This is a genomic window from Acinetobacter nosocomialis NIPH 2119 (genome assembly GCF_000368085.1).
GTDB lineage: Bacteria > Pseudomonadota > Gammaproteobacteria > Pseudomonadales > Moraxellaceae > Acinetobacter > Acinetobacter nosocomialis.
This window is the reverse complement of the sequence record NZ_KB849239.1, coordinates 1651542-1670472: the sequence shown is the minus strand read 5'-3', so window position 1 is coordinate 1670472 and position 18931 is coordinate 1651542. Positions and strand designations below refer to the sequence as shown.

General features: G+C 39.5%; 17 protein-coding genes and 1 riboswitch. Of the genes, 12 read left to right on the top strand and 5 right to left on the bottom strand.

Translation table 11 applies throughout. From position 1 onward, the window contains the following. Positions 1-24: 24 nt before the first annotated feature. The 5 genes from F984_RS11820 to uca all read left to right on the top strand — a co-directional run bounded on the left by F984_RS11820 (position 25) and on the right by uca (position 7824). Positions 25-1098 (top strand): alpha/beta hydrolase, encoded by a 1074-nt coding sequence (locus tag F984_RS11820; protein WP_004709588.1) that lies wholly within the window; start codon positions 25-27, stop codon positions 1096-1098. Between the two features lie 231 nt (positions 1099-1329). Next, complete coding sequence (locus tag F984_RS11815; RefSeq protein ID WP_004709587.1) at positions 1330-2493, top strand: zinc-dependent alcohol dehydrogenase; 1164 nt, start codon at positions 1330-1332, stop codon at positions 2491-2493. Positions 2494-2682: 189 nt separating this feature from the next. After that, positions 2683-2778: riboswitch (guanidine-I (ykkC/yxkD leader) on the top strand. A 28-nt stretch (positions 2779-2806) separates the two neighbouring features. Then, positions 2807-3547 (top strand): urea amidolyase associated protein UAAP1, encoded by a 741-nt coding sequence (locus tag F984_RS11810; protein WP_004709584.1) that lies wholly within the window; start codon positions 2807-2809, stop codon positions 3545-3547. Positions 3548-3562: 15 nt separating this feature from the next. Beyond that, complete coding sequence (locus tag F984_RS11805) at positions 3563-4216, top strand: urea amidolyase associated protein UAAP2 (RefSeq protein WP_004709583.1); 654 nt, start codon at positions 3563-3565, stop codon at positions 4214-4216. Positions 4217-4218: 2 nt separating this feature from the next. Continuing rightward, positions 4219-7824: an urea carboxylase gene (gene uca, locus F984_RS11800; RefSeq protein WP_004709581.1), complete on the top strand. Its 3606-nt coding sequence runs from the start codon at positions 4219-4221 to the stop codon at positions 7822-7824. A 36-nt stretch (positions 7825-7860) separates the two neighbouring features. Here the strand turns inward: uca and F984_RS11795 are convergent, their stop codons facing one another. After that, complete coding sequence (locus tag F984_RS11795) at positions 7861-8397, bottom strand: NAD(P)H-dependent oxidoreductase (RefSeq protein WP_004709579.1); 537 nt, start codon at positions 8395-8397, stop codon at positions 7861-7863. Between the two features lie 92 nt (positions 8398-8489). On the opposite strand from F984_RS11795, the gene F984_RS11790 reads away from it, so the two are divergent. From F984_RS11790 to F984_RS11770, 5 genes are all read left to right on the top strand, one after another. Further along, a complete protein-coding gene (locus F984_RS11790) occupies positions 8490-8843 on the top strand; it encodes a winged helix-turn-helix transcriptional regulator (protein WP_004709577.1) in 354 nt (117 codons plus the stop codon). Between the two features lie 193 nt (positions 8844-9036). Then, entirely contained in the window at positions 9037-9162 is a 126-nt protein-coding gene (locus F984_RS11785) for a hypothetical protein (protein ID WP_001000625.1), read from the top strand. Between the two features lie 4 nt (positions 9163-9166). Continuing rightward, positions 9167-9601, top strand: coding sequence for a CopG family ribbon-helix-helix protein (locus tag F984_RS11780; protein WP_001118705.1), 435 nt, complete (start codon positions 9167-9169; stop codon positions 9599-9601). Between the two features lie 12 nt (positions 9602-9613). After that, positions 9614-11425, top strand: a complete 1812-nt coding sequence (atzF, locus tag F984_RS11775) for an allophanate hydrolase (RefSeq protein WP_004709574.1) — start codon at positions 9614-9616, stop codon at positions 11423-11425. Further along, a complete protein-coding gene (locus F984_RS11770; RefSeq protein ID WP_004709572.1) occupies positions 11422-12444 on the top strand; it encodes an ABC transporter substrate-binding protein in 1023 nt (340 codons plus the stop codon). Before atzF ends, F984_RS11770 begins: the two co-directional genes overlap by 4 nt. A gap of 51 nt (positions 12445-12495) precedes the next feature. Here the strand turns inward: F984_RS11770 and F984_RS11765 are convergent, their stop codons facing one another. From F984_RS11765 to F984_RS11750, 4 genes are all read right to left on the bottom strand, one after another. After that, on the bottom strand, positions 12496-13377 hold the full coding sequence (locus tag F984_RS11765) for an ABC transporter ATP-binding protein (RefSeq protein ID WP_004709570.1): 882 nt from the start codon (positions 13375-13377) through the stop codon (positions 12496-12498). Continuing rightward, positions 13377-14321: an ABC transporter permease gene (locus tag F984_RS11760; RefSeq protein WP_000542531.1), complete on the bottom strand. Its 945-nt coding sequence runs from the start codon at positions 14319-14321 to the stop codon at positions 13377-13379. The genes F984_RS11765 and F984_RS11760 overlap by 1 nt, the downstream gene beginning before the upstream one ends. Before the next feature lie 95 nt (positions 14322-14416). Next, a complete protein-coding gene (locus tag F984_RS11755) occupies positions 14417-14818 on the bottom strand; it encodes a hypothetical protein (protein WP_004709568.1) in 402 nt (133 codons plus the stop codon). After that, entirely contained in the window at positions 14811-16151 is a 1341-nt protein-coding gene (locus F984_RS11750) for an MFS transporter (protein WP_004709565.1), read from the bottom strand. Before F984_RS11750 ends, F984_RS11755 begins: the two co-directional genes overlap by 8 nt. Positions 16152-16249: 98 nt before the next feature. Between F984_RS11750 and F984_RS11745 the strand changes: the two genes are divergently transcribed. Together F984_RS11745 and F984_RS11740 are read left to right on the top strand one after the other, a co-directional pair. After that, entirely contained in the window at positions 16250-17146 is an 897-nt protein-coding gene (locus tag F984_RS11745) for a LysR family transcriptional regulator (protein ID WP_004709563.1), read from the top strand. A 1080-nt stretch (positions 17147-18226) separates the two neighbouring features. Further along, positions 18227-18916, top strand: a complete 690-nt coding sequence (locus tag F984_RS11740) for a hypothetical protein (RefSeq protein ID WP_022574829.1) — start codon at positions 18227-18229, stop codon at positions 18914-18916. The last annotated feature ends 15 nt before the right edge of the window (positions 18917-18931 follow it).

The window sequence follows — 18931 nt, the reverse complement described above, 5'->3', positions numbered from 1 at the left end:
CAGATAGCAACGAGTAGTAAAACAATGAATACCGTTCAACCAGCAAAGCCGATAAATATGATGCGGCAATTAATGAGTAAATTAGGTGTAATTGGCCTAATGGTTTGTGTAACAGGTGTATCTTCAGCTCAAGAAATAAAATCAGGAGAGTCTGTCATGGGTTATCAAAATCAAGCAGCTTGGCAACAAATTGAACAATTCCTTCCTCAAGAATTTCATATTCCTAAAGACCAGTTACCCAAAGAAGAATGGTGGTCTTGGAATGGTCATAACATCCATTTGGATACTTACCGTAATCCAAATGCCAAAATTAAAGTGATTTTATTTCACGGTGTGGGGACCAATGGTCGACAAATGTCGATGATTTTAGGAAAACCCTTGGCTGATCGAGGTTATGAAACAATTGCTGTCGATATGCCCGGCTATGGTGTCACTCAAGTTAAAAAGGGTAAGCCGATTAGTTATAACGATTGGGTGCAAGCTGGTAGCGATTTAATTGATGTGGAATTGGCCAAAGATAATCGTCCAGTTGTACTGTATGGCCTAAGTGCTGGTGGTATGTTGACTTACCATGTTGCTGCCAAAAATAAAAAGGTTAAAGCTATAGTGGGAATGACCTTCCTTGATACGAGTGACCAAAAGGTAAAAGATACTGTAGCAAGCAATTTGTTTATGAGTCGGGTAGGTACGCCAATTACACATTTAACTGCTAAAACGCCGTTAGCATCAATGCGTGTTCCAATGAGCTGGGCAAGTAAAATGAGTACTTTGGTGAATAATAAAGATGCCTTAAAGGTCTTTATGAAAGATAAAACTTCAGCAGGTAACTCGGTTTCTCTGACCTTTTTAGATTCATATATACATTATAAACCTGAGGTTGCACCTGAAGACTTTGACGTATGTCCTGTCTTATTGACCCAACCTGAAAAAGACCGTTGGACACCACTTGATTTAAGTACGCCTTTTCTTAGCCGTATTCATAAAGTGCCGGTAAAAACTGTGATATTGGAAAATGCAGGTCACTATCCATTAGAGCAACCGGGGTTATCTCAAATGGTTGATGCAATAGATAGTTTTTATACAACAACAGTGAAATAACGGGTAGGTTCTTACCCGTTTTTTAAATTTTAAATATAGAGGGCAAAGTGAGCTCAAATCACGTCTGACCAAGAAAAAGTTAAGAAACTATATTTTACTTTTATTGTTACTTAAACATAGATCACTTTGCATTTGAGCTATAAGCCTTACGTGAAAAGTAAGAATCGTTGCAAACCGTAAAGAAAGCCTCCTCATAATCAAATGACATGATAGGAAATTGAGGAATAATAAATGCGCGCTCTTACTTACCACGGTGCCGAAGACGTTCGAGTTGAAACGGTTGCAGACCCTATTATTCAAGAACCAGATGACATTATTTTACGTGTAACCGCCACAGCCATATGTGGCTCTGATTTACATTTATATCGAGGCAAAATTCCAAAGACTGAACATGGCGATATCTTTGGGCATGAATTTATGGGTATTGTTGAAGAAGTAGGCCCCGCAGTCACTCACGTGAAAAAAGGCGACCGTGTAATTGTGCCTTTTGTGATTGCTTGTGGTGAATGTTTCTTTTGCCAACTTGACCTGACCGCTGCCTGTGAAACCACCAATACAGGGCGTGGTGCAATTATTAATAAAAAGCAAATTCCACCTGGTGCAGCTTTATTTGGTTATAGCCATTTATATGGCGGAGTACCGGGCGGCCAAGCAGAATATGTTCGTGTCCCAAAAGCCAATAAGGGGCCTTTTAAAGTGCCCGGGTCATTGTCAGATGAAAAAGTGCTTTTCTTGACCGATATTTTGCCTACGGCTTGGCAGGCAGTGAATAATGCCCAAGTGAAACGTGGCTCAACCGTTGCAATTTATGGTGCAGGGCCAGTCGGACTATTAAGCGCCGCTTGTGCCAAGATGCTTGGTGCAGAAAAAATATTTATGGTCGATCACAATGAATATCGATTGAACTATGCGGCGGCAACCTACGGCGCTATTCCGGTTAATTTTGATGAAGTCGATGCGGCCGAATTTATTATTCAAAATACCGACAATTACCGTGGCGTCGATGCGGTGATTGATGCCATTGGTTTCGAGGCAAAAGGCAGTGTCATTGAAACAGTGCTCACCAATTTAAAGCTTGAAGGTTCAAGTGGTGCAGCACTTCGTCAATGTATAGCCGCGGTTCGCCGTGGTGGTGTGGTGAGTGTACCGGGTGTATATGCAGGTCCAATTCATGGTTTCTTGTTTGGTGATGCTTTTGATAAAGGTTTAACTTTTAAAATGGGTCAAACCCATGTGCATCAATATTTACCGCTTTTATTAGAATTTATTGAGCGTGGTGACTTGTCACCTGAAACGATTATTACCCACCGAATGAAATTAGAAGATGCCGCAGAGGGTTATCGCATTTTTAATGAAAGAGAACAGGAATGCCGTAAGGTAATTTTGATTCCTTAAATCCTTCAGTTTACAGTTTCACTTTAAAAGCCTCTTACTAAAAGGGGCTTTTCTATTTTGAAATGCACAATTTTGAGTGCAGCTTTTTATTTTTGAACTTAAACCGCACCTAAACAGCCCAAGTTTAGTATTACTTTTAGGCAAAAACGTAATACTAAGCTGGCATGTCCTTTGCATAGTCTTAAGCAATCAAAAGTGATCTAGGGTTCCGATACTTTACGTATGACTGGACCGAGAGTTCACGGTTCCTAGCGAACTACACGGAGGGATAAAAGCCCGGGAGGAAGTCTAAAACTATCCGACAGGAGTAGCTATGAACACTGCAAGTTATCATAACAATCAGGCGATTTGGACCGAACTTTTACCCGGAGGACATCACTGGTCGGGTCGTATTCAAAAAGGAACTATTCTTAGATTTACATCGCTTGGCGCTCAGGCAAATGTTTCTTTGTTTTGTGTAAATGCTGCCGATGTGCTTGAACGTTTCAATATGCCCGACAGTTTAAAAGGGCAACACACCGCCTATTTAAAAGCTTCCAATGTGCTGTACTCAGACCTTGGCCGTGTCATGGCTTCCATTGTTCATGATGATCATGGTTGGAATGATGCACTTTGTGGCCCAAGCCGACCTGAGCAAATTGAAAAGCAATTTGGTACGCGCACCTTTCAAGATGCCCGCAATGATATGTACCAAAACGGCTTAGATAGCTTACTCATTGAAATGTGTAAATACGGACTTGCCAGCCAAGACCTGAGTGCAGCCGTTAACCTATTTTCTAAAGTTGTGCCAGATGAAAACGGGGCTTTGTCTTATGTCAGTTCTGACAACACCAATCAAACTATTGAACTGCGTTTTGAAATGGACTGCTTAGTATTTTTATCTGCTACGCCGCACGGTTTAGACACCAGCCCAAGCTATCAACCTGCCGATATTCAACTCAGTTTATTTAAAGCCTATTCACTAACAGACAGCGATATTTGTCGTGATGCATGTTCGCAAAATCAGCGTGCGTTTCAAAACACAGCCCGCTACTACGCACTTAGCAATATTTAAATCAGGAGAAGCATCATGACAGTTTTACAATCATTTGAAAAAGCAGTTTTAAATGAAGTTTGTCCTGCTGGCGAAGCGTGGATGTGTGAGGTTAAAAAAGGCCAATATTTTCGAATTATTGACCTTGAGGGAAACCAAGCGGTCGATACTTTATTTATGAGTGCCGAAAACCCGACTGAGCGTTATAGCGCAATGGATACTTTGGCTATCAACCAACAAATCTATTTAGAAAAGGGCACCAAGCTCTACAGTAACTTTGGCCGTCCAATTGCCATTATTCATGATGATAACTGCGGTCGTCATGACACTATTGGTGGTGCCTGTTCATGTGAAAGTAATACGGTTCGCTATGCACATGAAACCTACCCAATGCATAGTTGCCGTAACAACTTTATGTATGCCTTGGCAAAACACCCGATTGCAAAAAAGCATGGCTTAAATGTCCGTCACATTGGCCCAAACATTAACTTTTTTATGAATGTGCCTGTGACACCAGACGGTCAGCTTAAATTTGATGATGGAATTTCAGGACCGGGTAAATATGTAGAAGTTCGGGCAGAAATGGATTTAATTGTTTTAATTTCAAATTGTCCGCAGCTCAATAACCCATGTAATGCCTATAACCCAACCAAAATTCAACTGGTTGTCCGTGAAGCGGAAGGGGTATAAGCATGTTTAAAAAAGTTCTGATTGCTAACCGTGGTGCAATTGCCTGTCGAGTCATTCGCACCCTTAAAAAACTCGGGATCGCTTCGGTTGCGGTTTATTCCGAAGCCGACCGTGATTCGTTACACGTAACTTTGGCCGATGAAGCTTTTCTGATTGGGCCTGCACCTGCCAATCAAAGTTATTTAAACATTGAAAAAATCCTTGAGGTAGCAAAACAGTCGGGCGCAGAAGCCATTCATCCTGGTTATGGTTTTTTGTCTGAAAATGCCGAGTTTTGTGATTTATGTGAAAACCAAGGTATCGCTTTTATTGGGCCAACTTCAAGCCAAATGCTCGATTTCGGTTTAAAACATACCGCGCGTGAGCTGGCTATTAAAAGCAATGTGCCTTTACTTCCGGGTAGCTCATTACTTGCCGATGAAGCCGAGGCCTTGTTTGAGGCAGCCCGTATTGGTTATCCAGTCATGCTGAAAAGTACCGCGGGCGGTGGTGGTATTGGCATGCGTTTGGTTTGGAATGAAACAGAGTTAAAAGATGCTTATCAAACCGTGTCTTATTTGGCACAGGTCAATTTTAAAGATGCAGGTTTGTATTTAGAGAAATTTGTACAACATGCACGCCATATCGAAGTACAAATTTTTGGTGATGGGCAAGGGCAAGTTTTAGCGTTGGGTGAGCGTGATTGTTCGGTACAACGTCGTAATCAGAAAGTCATTGAAGAAACACCCGCGCCACATTTAAATGAACAGCAACGCGACTATCTTCAAAAAGTTGCCATTCAACTCATGCAGTCGGTGAACTATCGCTCGGCAGGCACGGTTGAGTTTGTCATGGACACCGAAACCCAAGAATTTTATTTCTTAGAGGTCAACACGCGTTTGCAAGTCGAGCACGGCGTGACCGAGCAAGTATTTGGGGTCGACTTAGTCGAGTGGATGGTTACTTTGGCAAGCGGTGACTGGTCAGCACCAACAGAAAAGTTAGAGCCAACAGGACATTCCATTCAAGTTCGTCTTTATGCCGAAGACCCAATTAAACAGTTCCAGCCGAGTGCAGGCTTACTCACACAGGTTAAATTTGACCCGCAAGCCCGAGTCGAAACATGGGTAGAAACAGGTTCAACAGTGTCGTCTTTTTATGACCCAATGATTGCTAAAATCATTGTGACTGCTGCAACACGGGACCAAGCCATACAGGCAATGAGCGCTAGTCTTGCCAACACGCAGGTGGCTGGCATTGAAACCAATCTGGAATATTTGCAGAATATCATTGCTTGCGATGTGTTTGCTTTAGGTACTCAAACCACCCGATTTTTAAATACCTTTGAATGGAAAACTCAAAAAATTGAAGTGTTGCAGGCTGGCATTCAAACTGCCATTCAGGACGTAACAGGCCGATTAGGTTATTGGGATGTTGGTGTACCGCCATCAGGTGCCATCGATCCACTCAGTTTAACTGTCGCAAACCAGCTTTTAGCCAATGAGCCAAATACCGCAGGGCTTGAATGTACCTTGCAAGGGCCAACTTTAAAGTTTCACTGCGACAGCCAAATTGTCATTACGGGCGGTGATATGCCTTCAAAACTTGATGGTGAACTGGTACCGATGTGGCAAACCATCAATGTGAAAAAAGGCCAAGTTTTAAAATGCGGACTTATCCGTTCAGGTTGCCGTAGCTATATTGGTGTGAAAGGTGGTTTCGATGTTCCTGAGTATTTAGGGTCACAGGCGACTTTTACTTTGGGGCAGTTTGGTGGGCATGCAGGTCGTAATTTATTAATTGGTGATATGCTGCCAATTACTGAATATTCCGCTCAAACGACCATAGCTCTGGCTCAAGCACAAATTCCTAGCTTTACCCAAAACTGGGAAATTGCCGTGATGTATGGGCCACATGGCGCACCAGATTTTTTCACTAAACAAGATATTGATACCTTCTTTGCCAATGAGTTTGAGATTCACTATAACTCAAGCCGTACAGGCATTCGTTTAATTGGGCCAAAACCTGAGTGGGCACGTGAAGACGGCGGTGAGGCAGGCTTACATCCATCCAATATTCATGATAATGCTTATGCGATTGGGGCAATTGATTTTACGGGCGATATGCCAATTATTTTGGGGCCGGATGGTCCGAGCTTAGGCGGCTTTGTTTGCCCTGCGGTAGTCATTCATTCCGAGCTTTGGAAAATCGGGCAGCTAAAAGCAGGCGATAAGGTCAAATTTGTACCCGTGAGTTATGCGCAAGCAAAAGCACTCGATCAAAAATATCATCAAAGCTTAACCGCGACCGATACAACTCAGATCGATTTTAATCCAACCATTCAAGCAGAACCCGACACTTTAAAAGATGCCGTTTTAGCAACTTTAGAAGGTGAAGCTGACTTACCAAGCGTGACCTATCGACCAGCAGGAAATAGCTATTTATTGGTGGAATATGGCGAGTTAGTACTCGACCTAAATTTACGCTTCCGTATTCATGCGCTTATGCAATGGGTCAAAGATCAAAACATTCAGGGTATTATCGACCTAACACCGGGTATTCGTTCACTACAAATTCATTTTGATTCAATCCAGCTCGATCAACTTGAGCTTTTACAGAAACTTCAACAGGCAGAAGCCGAATTACCCGATATTCAAAATATGCAGGTGCCTTCAAGGACTGTCTATTTGCCTTTAGCTTGGGAAGATTCACAAACTCAACTTGCCACCGAGCGCTATACGCAAATTGTTCGTCCAGATGCGCCGTGGTGCCCAGATAACGTCGAGTTTATTCGTCGTATTAATGGTTTAGCTTCCAAGCAAGCGGTTAAGGATGTGGTCTATAGCGCAAACTATTTAGTAATGGGTTTAGGCGATGTGTATTTAGGTGCTCCCGTGGCGACACCACTCGACCCGCGCCAACGTTTAGTCACCACAAAATATAACCCTGCACGAACTTGGACACCTGAAAATGCCGTGGGCATTGGCGGGGCGTATATGTGTGTATACGGTATGGAAGGACCGGGCGGCTATCAGTTTGTTGGCCGTACCACTCAAATGTGGAGCCGTTACCGTAAAAATGCCAACTTCGAAGAAGGCAAACCATGGTTACTGCGCTTTTTTGACCAAGTTAAGTTTTATGAAGTGTCTGAGGCTGAACTTCTGCAAATGCGTGAAGACTTTAAAGCAGGCCGACTACAACTTCGCATTGAAGATGGTGTGCTTAACTTAAAAGAATACAACGAGTTTTTAAAGACGCATCAAGACAGCATTCAAGCCTTTAAAGATATGCAACAAGCTAACTTTGAGGCTGAGCGCCGCCGTTGGCACGAAGCGGGCTTACAAGAATATATCTCTGAAAGCTTAGATGCTGTAGATGAAGGCGAAACCGTAGTTATTCCTGAAGGCGGCTGTGCAGTCGAATCGCACATGCCAGGCTCAATCTGGAAAATCGAATGTACTTCGGGAGATATTGTTGAAGAAGGTGCAACCCTTGCAGTAATTGAAGCGATGAAAATCGAAATTCCAATTATTGCACCCGAACGCATGAAGGTCGAAACCATTACCATTGAAAAAGGGCAAACCGTAAAAACAGGACAAGTGCTATTTACTTTGGCACCAGTCGCTTAAACTAAAAGAGAGCATCGATATTGATGCTCTTTTTTATTATGCTTCGGTCAAATGCTTTAATAATTTATGGCCATGTTTTACCGCTTCTAATTTAATTTTTGACTCTGGGTTACCCGATAAAGGCGATACGTCATAAAGCAAAAATGTGCCGCTTAACTGCATTTGCGTATATTGAATTGAATGTTGAACTGATTTTAAAAAGCTATCGATTAAGTTTTCTTGGTCGTTCACCATGTTCGCTTCTTTTTGCCCGACCGTCATACTAATAATGACTTTTTTATCTTTTAATTTGTCGCCCTGAGAGCCATAAGCAAACTGATAAGTAAAAACTTCATCAAACCATAACTTCAAAATTGCCGGCATATTAAACCAGAACATTGGATATTGCAGAATGATGGAGTCGTGGCGTAATAACGCTTCTTGTTCAGCACTCACGTCAATTTTATAGTCCGGATAAAGCTGGAAAATATCTCGTACTTCAAGGTCCGGATAGGTTTTTACGAGTTCACTCACAATCGTTTTATTTGCAATTGATTGAGCGTAGTAGGGATGAGCCAAAATAAGTAAAGCCATAATTATGCCTTTTAACTATAAAAATAATAGTCACTATAATTTTTATAGTATGGGTGTACAATAACTATCAAAGTTGATAGGTGGCATTAAAAATGGCAAATACTGAAAATAAATGTGAAATCACCATGAATGGAAAAACCTATCCATGTCATATCAGTATGGCTATGGATTTGGTGGGTGGAAAATGGAAAAGCGTTATTTTGTATTATCTAAAAGATGGGCCAAAACGCTTTAATGAAATCAATCAATTAATGCCAACTATCACAGAAATGACTTTAAGCCTTCAACTCAAGCAATTAGAGCAAAGTGGCTTAATCTCTCGAACCGTTTATGGTGAAAAAGCACCGATTAAAGTGGTCTATGAAATGACTGAATTAGGCCAGTCTTTTAAACCTGTTTTAGAGTCTTTATCGCTATGGGCACATACAATGATTAACCAGTCATAAGATGACAAATTAACTTTTTAAAAAAATATAAATATTTAGCCCCATCCCTGTGCATGGGGCTTTTTTTGCCCAAAAATCATTCATAAATACCCATAAATCCCATCAAAACGACGCTTAAAAACTGGCACATTTTCTGCATCTCTTACCAGTAATACAAAAACTGAATTTGGTAATACCAAACTAGAGGTGCGATATGAACGATGTAAAACCTGTGGTTCAACCAAAGCCAACTTTAAAAGCCTTTTTAGTCGAATTGCTCAGCGTACGTGCAGGCGTATATATCAAGCAAAACAATCAGCCGCCTAAAACAAAAGGATAAGACTGTGGCAAAACAAAAGCTGGCTCGAATCAGTATTACCGTACCTGAAACGACACTTAACGCACTCGATCAAAAAATTGTCGAGCAGAACTATGAAAGTCGCTCGCAAGCCATTGTCGACATGATTAATAAACACCTGATTGCAGAGCAAGCACAGGCTAATGAAGTCATGGTGGGCACGTTGACGCTGCTTTATGACGCTAGCCAAATGACCTTGCGCAATCAATTGGTCGATTTACAACAACAGTTTTTAGCACAGGTGATTAGCTCACTTCATATTCAGCTCGACCAACAAAAGATATTGCAAGTCATGTTAATGCAGGGCGCAAGTTCTGAGCTTAGACAAATTAGCCAGCAATTTATTGTGCTGAAAGGGGTAATCAAAGGACATCTAGAACTGATGGATGCCGTCATGCCGCCTATACAGCAGAATGACTAAATGAGGAGTAGCGTGTTGAAAAATTTATGGACTATTCAAGACTGGAAAACAGCATATCAAAACGGGCAAATCCATCTTAAGGATCTGATTAGCTATGTGGCAGAAATTAAAAATGATGATCATGCATGGATTGAAATTGCATCGAACGAGCAGATTCAATCGCAAATTGATATTTTAAAAGACCAGAATATTGCTGACTTACCTCTATACGGTGTGCCATTTGCAGTTAAAGACAACATTGATGTCGCTGACTTTCACACCACTGCTGCCTGTAAAGAGGTTCAATATTTAGCGACACAAGATGCTGCCGTAGTAGCCAAGCTAAAAAAAGCAGGGGCAATTGTGATTGGTAAAACTAACCTCGATCAGTTTGCAACGGGACTAGTTGGCGTTCGCTCTCCATACGGTGCAGTAAAAAATAGTTTTAACCCCGAATATATTAGTGGTGGTTCAAGCTCGGGTTCGTCAGTGGTGGTCGCCAACGGTATTGTGCCTTTTAGTTTGGGGACAGACACGGCGGGATCAGGTCGTGTTCCTGCGGGCCATAACAATATTGTGGGTCTTAAGCCGACAAAGGGCTGGTTTTCTACCACTGGTTTAATTCCAGCCTGTCGGACTATTGACGTCATTTCTATTTTTGCACTGCATATTGATGATGCTTGGGCAGTCGCCAATTTAATGCAGGGCTACGATGAAACAGATGAATATTCACGAGCACATCCAGCCAATGTACCGACTCAATTTTCTAAACAGAAAATTGCTATTCCAGCTCAGCTTGAGTTTTATGGTGATCTTGAATCTGAAAAGGCCTTTTTAGTTGCAGTCGAGCGTGTCAAAAAACTGGGTTACGAAGTTGAGAGTATTGATTTCAGTGCGTTTAATGAGCTTGCTGCCGCACTGTATAACGATGCATGGGTGGCAGAAAGAACAGTCGCCGTTGAACGCATGACAACACGTGAAAAGGCTCATCCTGTTATTGCTCAAATTATTGCGCAGGCAGATAAATTCAAGGCAACAGATGCACTTCAAGCCGAATATAACCGCGCCGTGCTTTCTCGAAAAATTAATTTGGCTTTACAACCTTTTGTTGCCTTGATGGTTCCGACAGCGCCAACCATTTACACCATTGCTGAAGTTGAAGCCGACCCATTGACTAAAAATGCGCACATGGGAGCCTATACCAACTTTGTCAATTTTGCTGATCTTTCGGCTTTAGCTTTACCAAATGTACTCCGTGAAGACGGCCTACCAAGCGGGGTAACCTTTATTGCACCTGCGTGGCACGATCAGGCACTCGCCAATTTTGCGCAGCTTTGGCAAGCCGAAACATCGCTGAGTTTAGGTAAATCAACTCAACATTATCAAAAAAGTATAAACATCTACTCGAATCATTCAGTACAGCTTGCAGTGGTAGGAGCGCATTTAACAGGCATGCCACTTAATTTTCAGCTTACTAGCCGTAATGCTACTTTGCTCAAGAAAACCCAGACCGCAGAGACTTATAAACTCTTTGCCCTAAAAAATACCACGCCACCAAAACCGGGACTGCAATTCGATAAAGCAGGGACATCTATTGAAGTTGAAGTGTGGGATGTTCCATTAGCACATTTTGGAGCCATTGTGGCTGAAGTACCCGCACCACTTGGTATTGGGAATCTGAAATTAAAGGATGGTACATGGGTTAAAAGCTTTATTTGCGAAGCGTATGCCATTCAAGATGCAACCGATATTAGCCATTTTGGAGGCTGGCGAGCTTATATACAGTCACTCAATCAAACCGCTCAAAGCGTTGTTAGTAAAAATGTTGGGGAAGTTTCTATATGATTAAAAAAGCGTTGTTATCCGTATCTATTTTATCGGTAGTTGTATTGGGTGGATGTGACAATACGGCCAAAGTGCCCGAGACTAAACAAGACGCTCAGGCAACCGCAAATACAAAACCAATTACCATCGGATATAGTGATTGGCCGGGCTGGGTGGCTTGGCAAGTGGCTATTGAAAAAGGCTGGTTAAAAGAAGCAGGGCTAAATGTAGAGTTTAAATGGTTTGATTATTCAGCGTCGCTTTCGGCCTTTTCGGCAAATCAGCTCGACGCTGTGTTGGTCACCAATGGCGATAACTTGGTAACAGCTTCGGGTGGTACGCAAGGCATGATGATCATGGCGACAGATTATTCTGCGGGCAATGATGTCATTATTGCAAAAGAGGGTATTAACACCATTCAAGACCTAAAAGGAAAATCAATCGGTGTTGAAAAAGGCTTGGTTGATCATCTTTTATTGGCAACTGCTTTGACCGACCATAATATTAAATCAAATGAGGTAAAGCTGGTAAATTCAGCGACGAACCAATTACCTCAAGTGTTTAATAGCCCAAATATTTCTGCAATTGCTGTTTGGCAACCTGTTGCAGGTCAGGCATTAAAAGCAGTGGCAGGCTCTAAAATTATCTATACCTCTAAAGACAAGCCGGGTTTAATTTACGACACCTTAACAGTCAACATGAGCCACTTAACTGCTCATCAAGAGGAATGGAAAAAAATCATTCAGGTGTGGGATAAAACCGTTAAATATATTAATAACCCTGCAACCCATGCCGATGCGGTTAAAATCATGGCAAACCGTTCAGGGGTTGATCCAAAACAATATGAGCTAATGGTCAGCGGTACGCATTTATTAGATATCAATGCCAATAAAAAAGTATTTACTAAATCTCAAAATTTTGACTCAATTTATGGCTCTAGCTATCACGTCAATAAATTTAATGTCGAAAACGGTATTTATAAAACTGAACAAAATGTAGATGGGCTGATTTATCCAACACTCATAGAGCAACTTAAATAAACCCCATAAATCAAAAAGCCCAAGTTGAACTTGGGCTTTTTTGTGTTTGGCTTATTTTTCTGTACTGACTTGAGTCATACGCGGTATTTTGGGTAAGTCTTGCAACGCAGGGTCAAGCTCGTCTTCTTCAGCGTGAACCAGATAATCAACTCGTGCCCGAAGTTGTTTGAACTCAGATGTACTCATTAAATCGAGTGAACGTGGACGAGGTAAATTAACTTCAATAATTTCCTTAATTTCACCGGGGTTGGCTTTGAGTGCTACAATTCGGTCAGCCAGTAAAATGGCTTCATCCATGTCATGGGTTACAAAAATAATGGTGATATCAATGTTTTGCCATAAATCCATCAAGTGCTTTTGCATTTTTTGACGAGTGTGCGGGTCGAGCGCACCAAAAGGTTCATCCATGAGTAAAATTTTAGGTTGATTAACCAAAGCTCTAGCAATCGCAACGCGCTGTTTCATACCACCAGAAAGTTGATGTGGATACTGATTTTCATATTTTTCTAAACCAATAATATTAATCCATTCACGTGCTTGAGCTTCGGCTGTCATTTGACTCGCGCCGCGCATTTGCGGGCCAAACATCACGTTTTCTTTTACAGTTTTCCACGGGAAAAGGGTATAGCCCTGAAACACCATGCCGCGTTCAGGGCATGGGCCTGTAATGCATTCGCCGTCTACTAAAACTTCTCCACTATGGTATGGGTCTAAACCCGCAATGACACGGCTCAGTGTCGATTTACCGCAGCCAGAAGGACCAATCACACAAATAAATTCTCTTTTATGAATTTTTAAATCGAGCTTATTTAAAACAGTGCGTTCGCTTTGACCATGCTTAAACACTTGGCTCAGTTGTTTGGCCTCTAAAATAACAGGACGTTCATAAATTTTTTGAAAGTATTCATGCGCGTTAAATGTTGAATCATTCATTATTTTGCTCCCACTTTCCAAGTGAACATCCGCTCACCTAACTTCATTAATACCCAATCACAAACCAGACCAATTACCCCAATAATCAAAATAGCTGCATAGACATTGTCAAAGTTTTGATAGCGTGCCTGTTGAGTAATGAACCACGTAATACCCGAGGTCGTACCAATCAACTCCGAAACAATTAAATAGGTCCAAGCCCAGCCCAATAGCACACGTAAGTCACGGTAAATATCAGGTAAGGCCGCAGGAATCACCACGTGAAATAAACTTTTGAGCTTATTGGTACCAAGCGTATAGCCAGCTTCAATTAAGCTTCGATCTACCATTCGGGTGGTATTGGCAATAATGAGAATTTGCTGAAACAGAGTACCAATCACAATAATGGCAATTTTAGGTGCGTCATTAATCCCTAAAATTGCCACTGCAAGTGCACCAAATGCTGGTGCGGGTAGGTAACGGAAAAACTCGACAAACGGTTCTGTTAACAGGGAGATCCTCTTAGAAAAACCACACAAAATACCCAGTGGAATCCCAATCAATGAAGAAATAAAAAAAGCTGAAAATACCAGTTTAATACTGTGCCATAAACTTTGATGAAACCACGGCGAATCAGGTTGTTCAGGTGGTGTGGTAAACGCGGTGACCAAAGCCTTAGCGACTTCATGGGGAGCGGGTAAATAAATAGGGTTGACCAAAATACCTTGTGGTGGTGCAGAATTTCGGTTGACTGCATTTTGTGCTTCGAGATAGAACACACTTTTATCAACACGACTGCCTACTTGTAAGTAAGGAACACTGCCTGAACTCGTGATTTGTACTTGAGGATGCCAAATAAAAGGTAAGTAACTGATTGCGCACCAAAGACATATTGGAATAACGAAAGAACAAATACTGAGAATCAGCTTGTTCTTTCGCGTAAATTCCTTTGCAACATAACCCATATCGAGAGCTCCCCATTTTGATCAGTATTACGATTTTCATAAAACGTAATATTGTTAAGCAAAATAAGTGCCATCTTTAATATGCTTTAGATGAGTTAAGAAGACGAGGGAACTAAAGTTTCATGTAAATAAACCCAATAACTTTTTTTGTCTTCCACTTTAATGCAGGCTGTAGAAGTCCGTACTGTCTCGGTTTCATCAGTTTGCTGATGTTCCTGATATTGCACCCAGCAATAATTTTCAAATTCGTATAAAGCTGCGCTTTTAATAATGTCGATTTTTAAAGAAGGTTTCGTTCCGATATTCTGGCTAAATAAACTATTCACTTCGGCGAAACCAATGCTGTGACCCTGAACCGTAACCATCTTAAAATTTTGATCAAAGCTATCGAGAAGCGGGCTCAGGCTTTGCTCTGCATTTTTGCCTGTAAAGACATTTTCTATTAAAACATGTAGGTCTATTACACTTTGAATGGCTTGATCCATTTGATTAGACATGAGTTTTCTCCTTTAAAACGGGAATGAGTGAGAGTAAACAGAGCAAAGCTGCAATTAAAAAAGTTTGTTGATAGCGAAGTAGCTCGCTTGAGCTGGACATCAAGTTATATATCGAAATGAGAACAACAGTACCGACACTAAATGAAACTTGTCGATTAATATTCCAGAGCACGCTCCCTTGTAATAAATCTTGGCCCGAAAAATCGATCAGTGAACTAATTTGGGCAATATTGGCACTTAAGCCGCCTCCCATACCCATTAATAAATAAGCAATCACTAAAAAGCTTAGGGGACTAGTGTTTGAAATATAAAACAAAAGAAATATGCCAAAGCTATGTAGGGTTATTCCAATAATAAGAAGATACTTTTTTCCTAACCGTTGATAGAGTAGGCCGCCGCTAATCATGGCTGTGAATGCCCCAGTTGCATAGAGCAACATAAATAAACCAGTTTGTTTTGCATTAAAGCCGAAGTTAAGTTGTAAATTAAAAATATTGAGTAAATTAACGCCTGTAAAAATACCCGGAACGGCATAATAGACAATAAATGCATTACGTAAATTTTTATTTTTTAATAACTCAAGATTAAGAACAGGATGGGAAATTTTTTTCGCATGTTGAATGTAAAAAATAAGCATTCCCACTGAAATTAGAAAACTCGTTATAGCGAATAGGGCATGATGGTAATCACTATAGAATGAAAAGGAGAGTAATAAACATAACAGACTTATATTAAAGATAACTAAGCCTTTAATATCTGGTCTTTCACTCGAAACATTCTTTGTTGTTTTAACCCATAACCATGCCAGAGCTGCTGCCAGTAAAGAAAAAGGAAGGTTAGATAAGAATACCCATCGCCAATTCAATGAATCAATAATTACGCCTCCAATGGCAGGTGAAAAAGCTGGCGCAATCAGTGCAATTGCCATGATCATAGTAGAAATGCGTTGGCGTTCTTGGTTCGGGAAAAATGCGTATACGAGTGCTTGCCCGACTGGAATTAATAAACCTCCAGCTATTCCTTGAATAAATCGCCAAAAAATTAAGCTATAAATCGATTCACTAAAACCCATAAAGCAGATGCTTATCGAGAATAACAGCATCGAATAACACAATAATTTTTGGTATCCAAGTTTGGTGGCTAACCATAAACTCATGGGCATAATTAAAATGAGGCCGAGAATATAAGCATTTGTTACCCATGCGACCATGGATTGGCTCACTGAAAATGACGATGCAATATTAGGCAATGCAATTGCAGACATAAAAATGTTGATGCAATCAATAAAGAACCCAAGTAAAAACACTGTAGCTATTTTATATCGATATGACATACCTACCTCCGTGCAGGCAGGGTAAGATCCGGCTCTTTTATTGTCGATGCAAGCGAAGTAAAATCATTGTTTGATAATTTTAAACAATTGGCTTAATTGTGCAAAAAAACCTCAAACAAATAACCAGTTTTTTACAAGTTGTTGATTCTGGCTCTTTTACCAAAGCTGCGGAAATTTTAGGCTTAAGCCGATCAATGGTGAGTATTGATATAAAACAATTAGAAAAGCAGCTAAATACAAGCCTATTAATTCGTAACACCCGTAATATTGCATTAACTGAAATAGGTCAGCAATTTTATGAAGATTTTAAACAAATCCAACTTCAAATTGATGATGCCTTTGAACGAAGCCAACACTTAGGTACAAGCATTACAGGCACTTTACGATTTTCGTCTACCAATGAGTTTGGCCAACGTTTCATTTTGCCTTTGCTTCCTGAGTTTTGCCGGCTTTACCCACATATACGCTTACAGTATTCTTTCAACTCTTCTCTTGACGATTTAGTTACTGAAAAGTTAGATCTTGTTATTCGGTTAGGAAATTTAAAAAACTCATCTCTAAAAACTCGAAAAATCGGAGAATATCCAATTTATCTTGTGGCTACTCCGCAGTTTATAAAAGATCATCCAATAGAAAAGATATCTGATTTGGCAAATGTTCCTTGGATTAGCCACTCTTTATTAAACTGGCAAGATTCACAATATATTTTGCAAAACAGTTTAGGGGAGCAATATTCATTACCTTTTGTTCGCAGTCAGTATGAATCAAACTCGGTTACTGTAATTCATCAAATGGCTCTTTCATCTTTAGGTGTGGCAATTTGTCCTGCCTGGTTAGTTGATGAAGATATTCAAAACAATCACCTAATTCGGTTATTTCCAGATTTTTCGTTACCGTTACAAAGTATTCAATTACTTTATCCTCACACCTCTAGTTTGCCTGCCAAAACACGCGCCTTAATAGACTTTTTGGTGTTGCGTCTTTCTTTTAATTAGACTAAAAATTTTGTAAATCATGGAAGATAAAAGATTTTAAATGAATAGACAATTCTGTCTTTTTTTCATAAAATATTCATGATTCAAAACGGTCTATATCAAAAGGTATTTTAAGTGCATCTAAGATAACTAATGAATAGAAACCAAAAAAGTAGTGGAGCATTACAATTGAAAGATTATTTTGATCAAGAAATACAATTGTAATTGGATTATCAACAAAGCGTCTGAACGTGGTGATAGCCTAAGAAGATTTAAAAGGAGGAGATGCATTTGATGGAAAAATATTTAAAGTCTGTCGGGGCGTTATGCTAAGAGTTTTAATATGTATTAATGTTGATTAAAAAATAAATATTATTAAGTTTTTTATCTAAGAATCAGAATAATTGACTAAAAGAGTTTTAGGGAAAAATAAGTTAATTAGTTTTGAAATTTCAAGAATAAAATTGACGCTTATAAATCTAGATTAACCTTATAAAATTTTAAGCTATGAAAACATGTAGAGCTATCATCATCAGCTAGCATTCATTTTCTATTTTAATTTTCATGTCTGTATTAAGAAATATCTAGAAAAATTCTTCTATAAGGTATGCTTACTACTGTTTAGAACTTTATTTAAAATAAATAGACAGATTAGTCTTGACAACTTTATTAGCTTTATGTAGTAGGAAAACTTTTGTAAAGTGATTTGAGTTGTTACTAACCAAATAAAATTAACTTTAATGTCATCTAAGATTAAATATTCTTAAGAAATTGTTTCATAAGCTATAAAGGTTCAATATTTTGGATAAATTTATAGTAATTTTAATTCTTAATAAATTTCATATATATCAATTACTTATTTTTATTTACAAAAATTAACAATATTATTTTTTTGTTAGAAAAACTTTATTAAGCCATATTTTATAAGCATCTAAACTATTTGCTTTTAGTTTAGTTTGATATGAATTTTATATAAAATATGTTTAATTATATGATAAACTGCGTTCAAATTTTTTGAATATAAGGTTTAAGCCTGATTTTTTGATATTTATAAAATGTTAATTTTTCAGTAAAACCTTGATTAAATAAGAAGATAGAGGAATGAAAGTTGTGTTAAAGCAAAGTGTTTTGATACTTTTTTTAATTGGTAACTATGTTGGTTTATCTTGTGCACAAGCTGCAGAATTAGAACCTATAAAATTAAAGAAAAGCTGTATTAAGAAAAATCCTATAATTGAAGGTCAAACTGATCCAGAGTTGTTAAATCTTTTTAAACAAGTATGTGATACAGATAATTCTACTCAAAAAAATGATTTATTAGCTAAAGCAGCAATGCGTTTTTATCAGACCAACCAACCAGTTAAAGCCTTAAATTTAGCTAGTCAATTACAGAGTCAAAACGTTCGTGGTTCATTATTAACAGATGTATTGTTTTTATCTGGCGTAAGCATTGCAAATAACTCTTTGCAACAAATGCGTGGTCAGGAAATGCGATATTTAACGAATGACGTAACATATCCTCCTGCAAAGCAGTTAATTGAAAATATCCATACAGCAATGCCTGCACCTGATCCATCAAGTTTCAAAGCGAGCTCGGAAGGTGGTTCAGCTGATAATGAAAAAAGAAGTTATAGAAAACAAAATGTAGTACGTAATCGAGTTTCTACTCCTCGAACGACAACTAAACATACAGTAACTCCAGTAAAAACACCTGCAGTTAAACCAAAAACTGCGCCTGTTGCGAGTGTTAGTAAATCAAAAAGTTCGCCTTTTGACCCTTTAACTAAATAATCTGGGATAGAACCT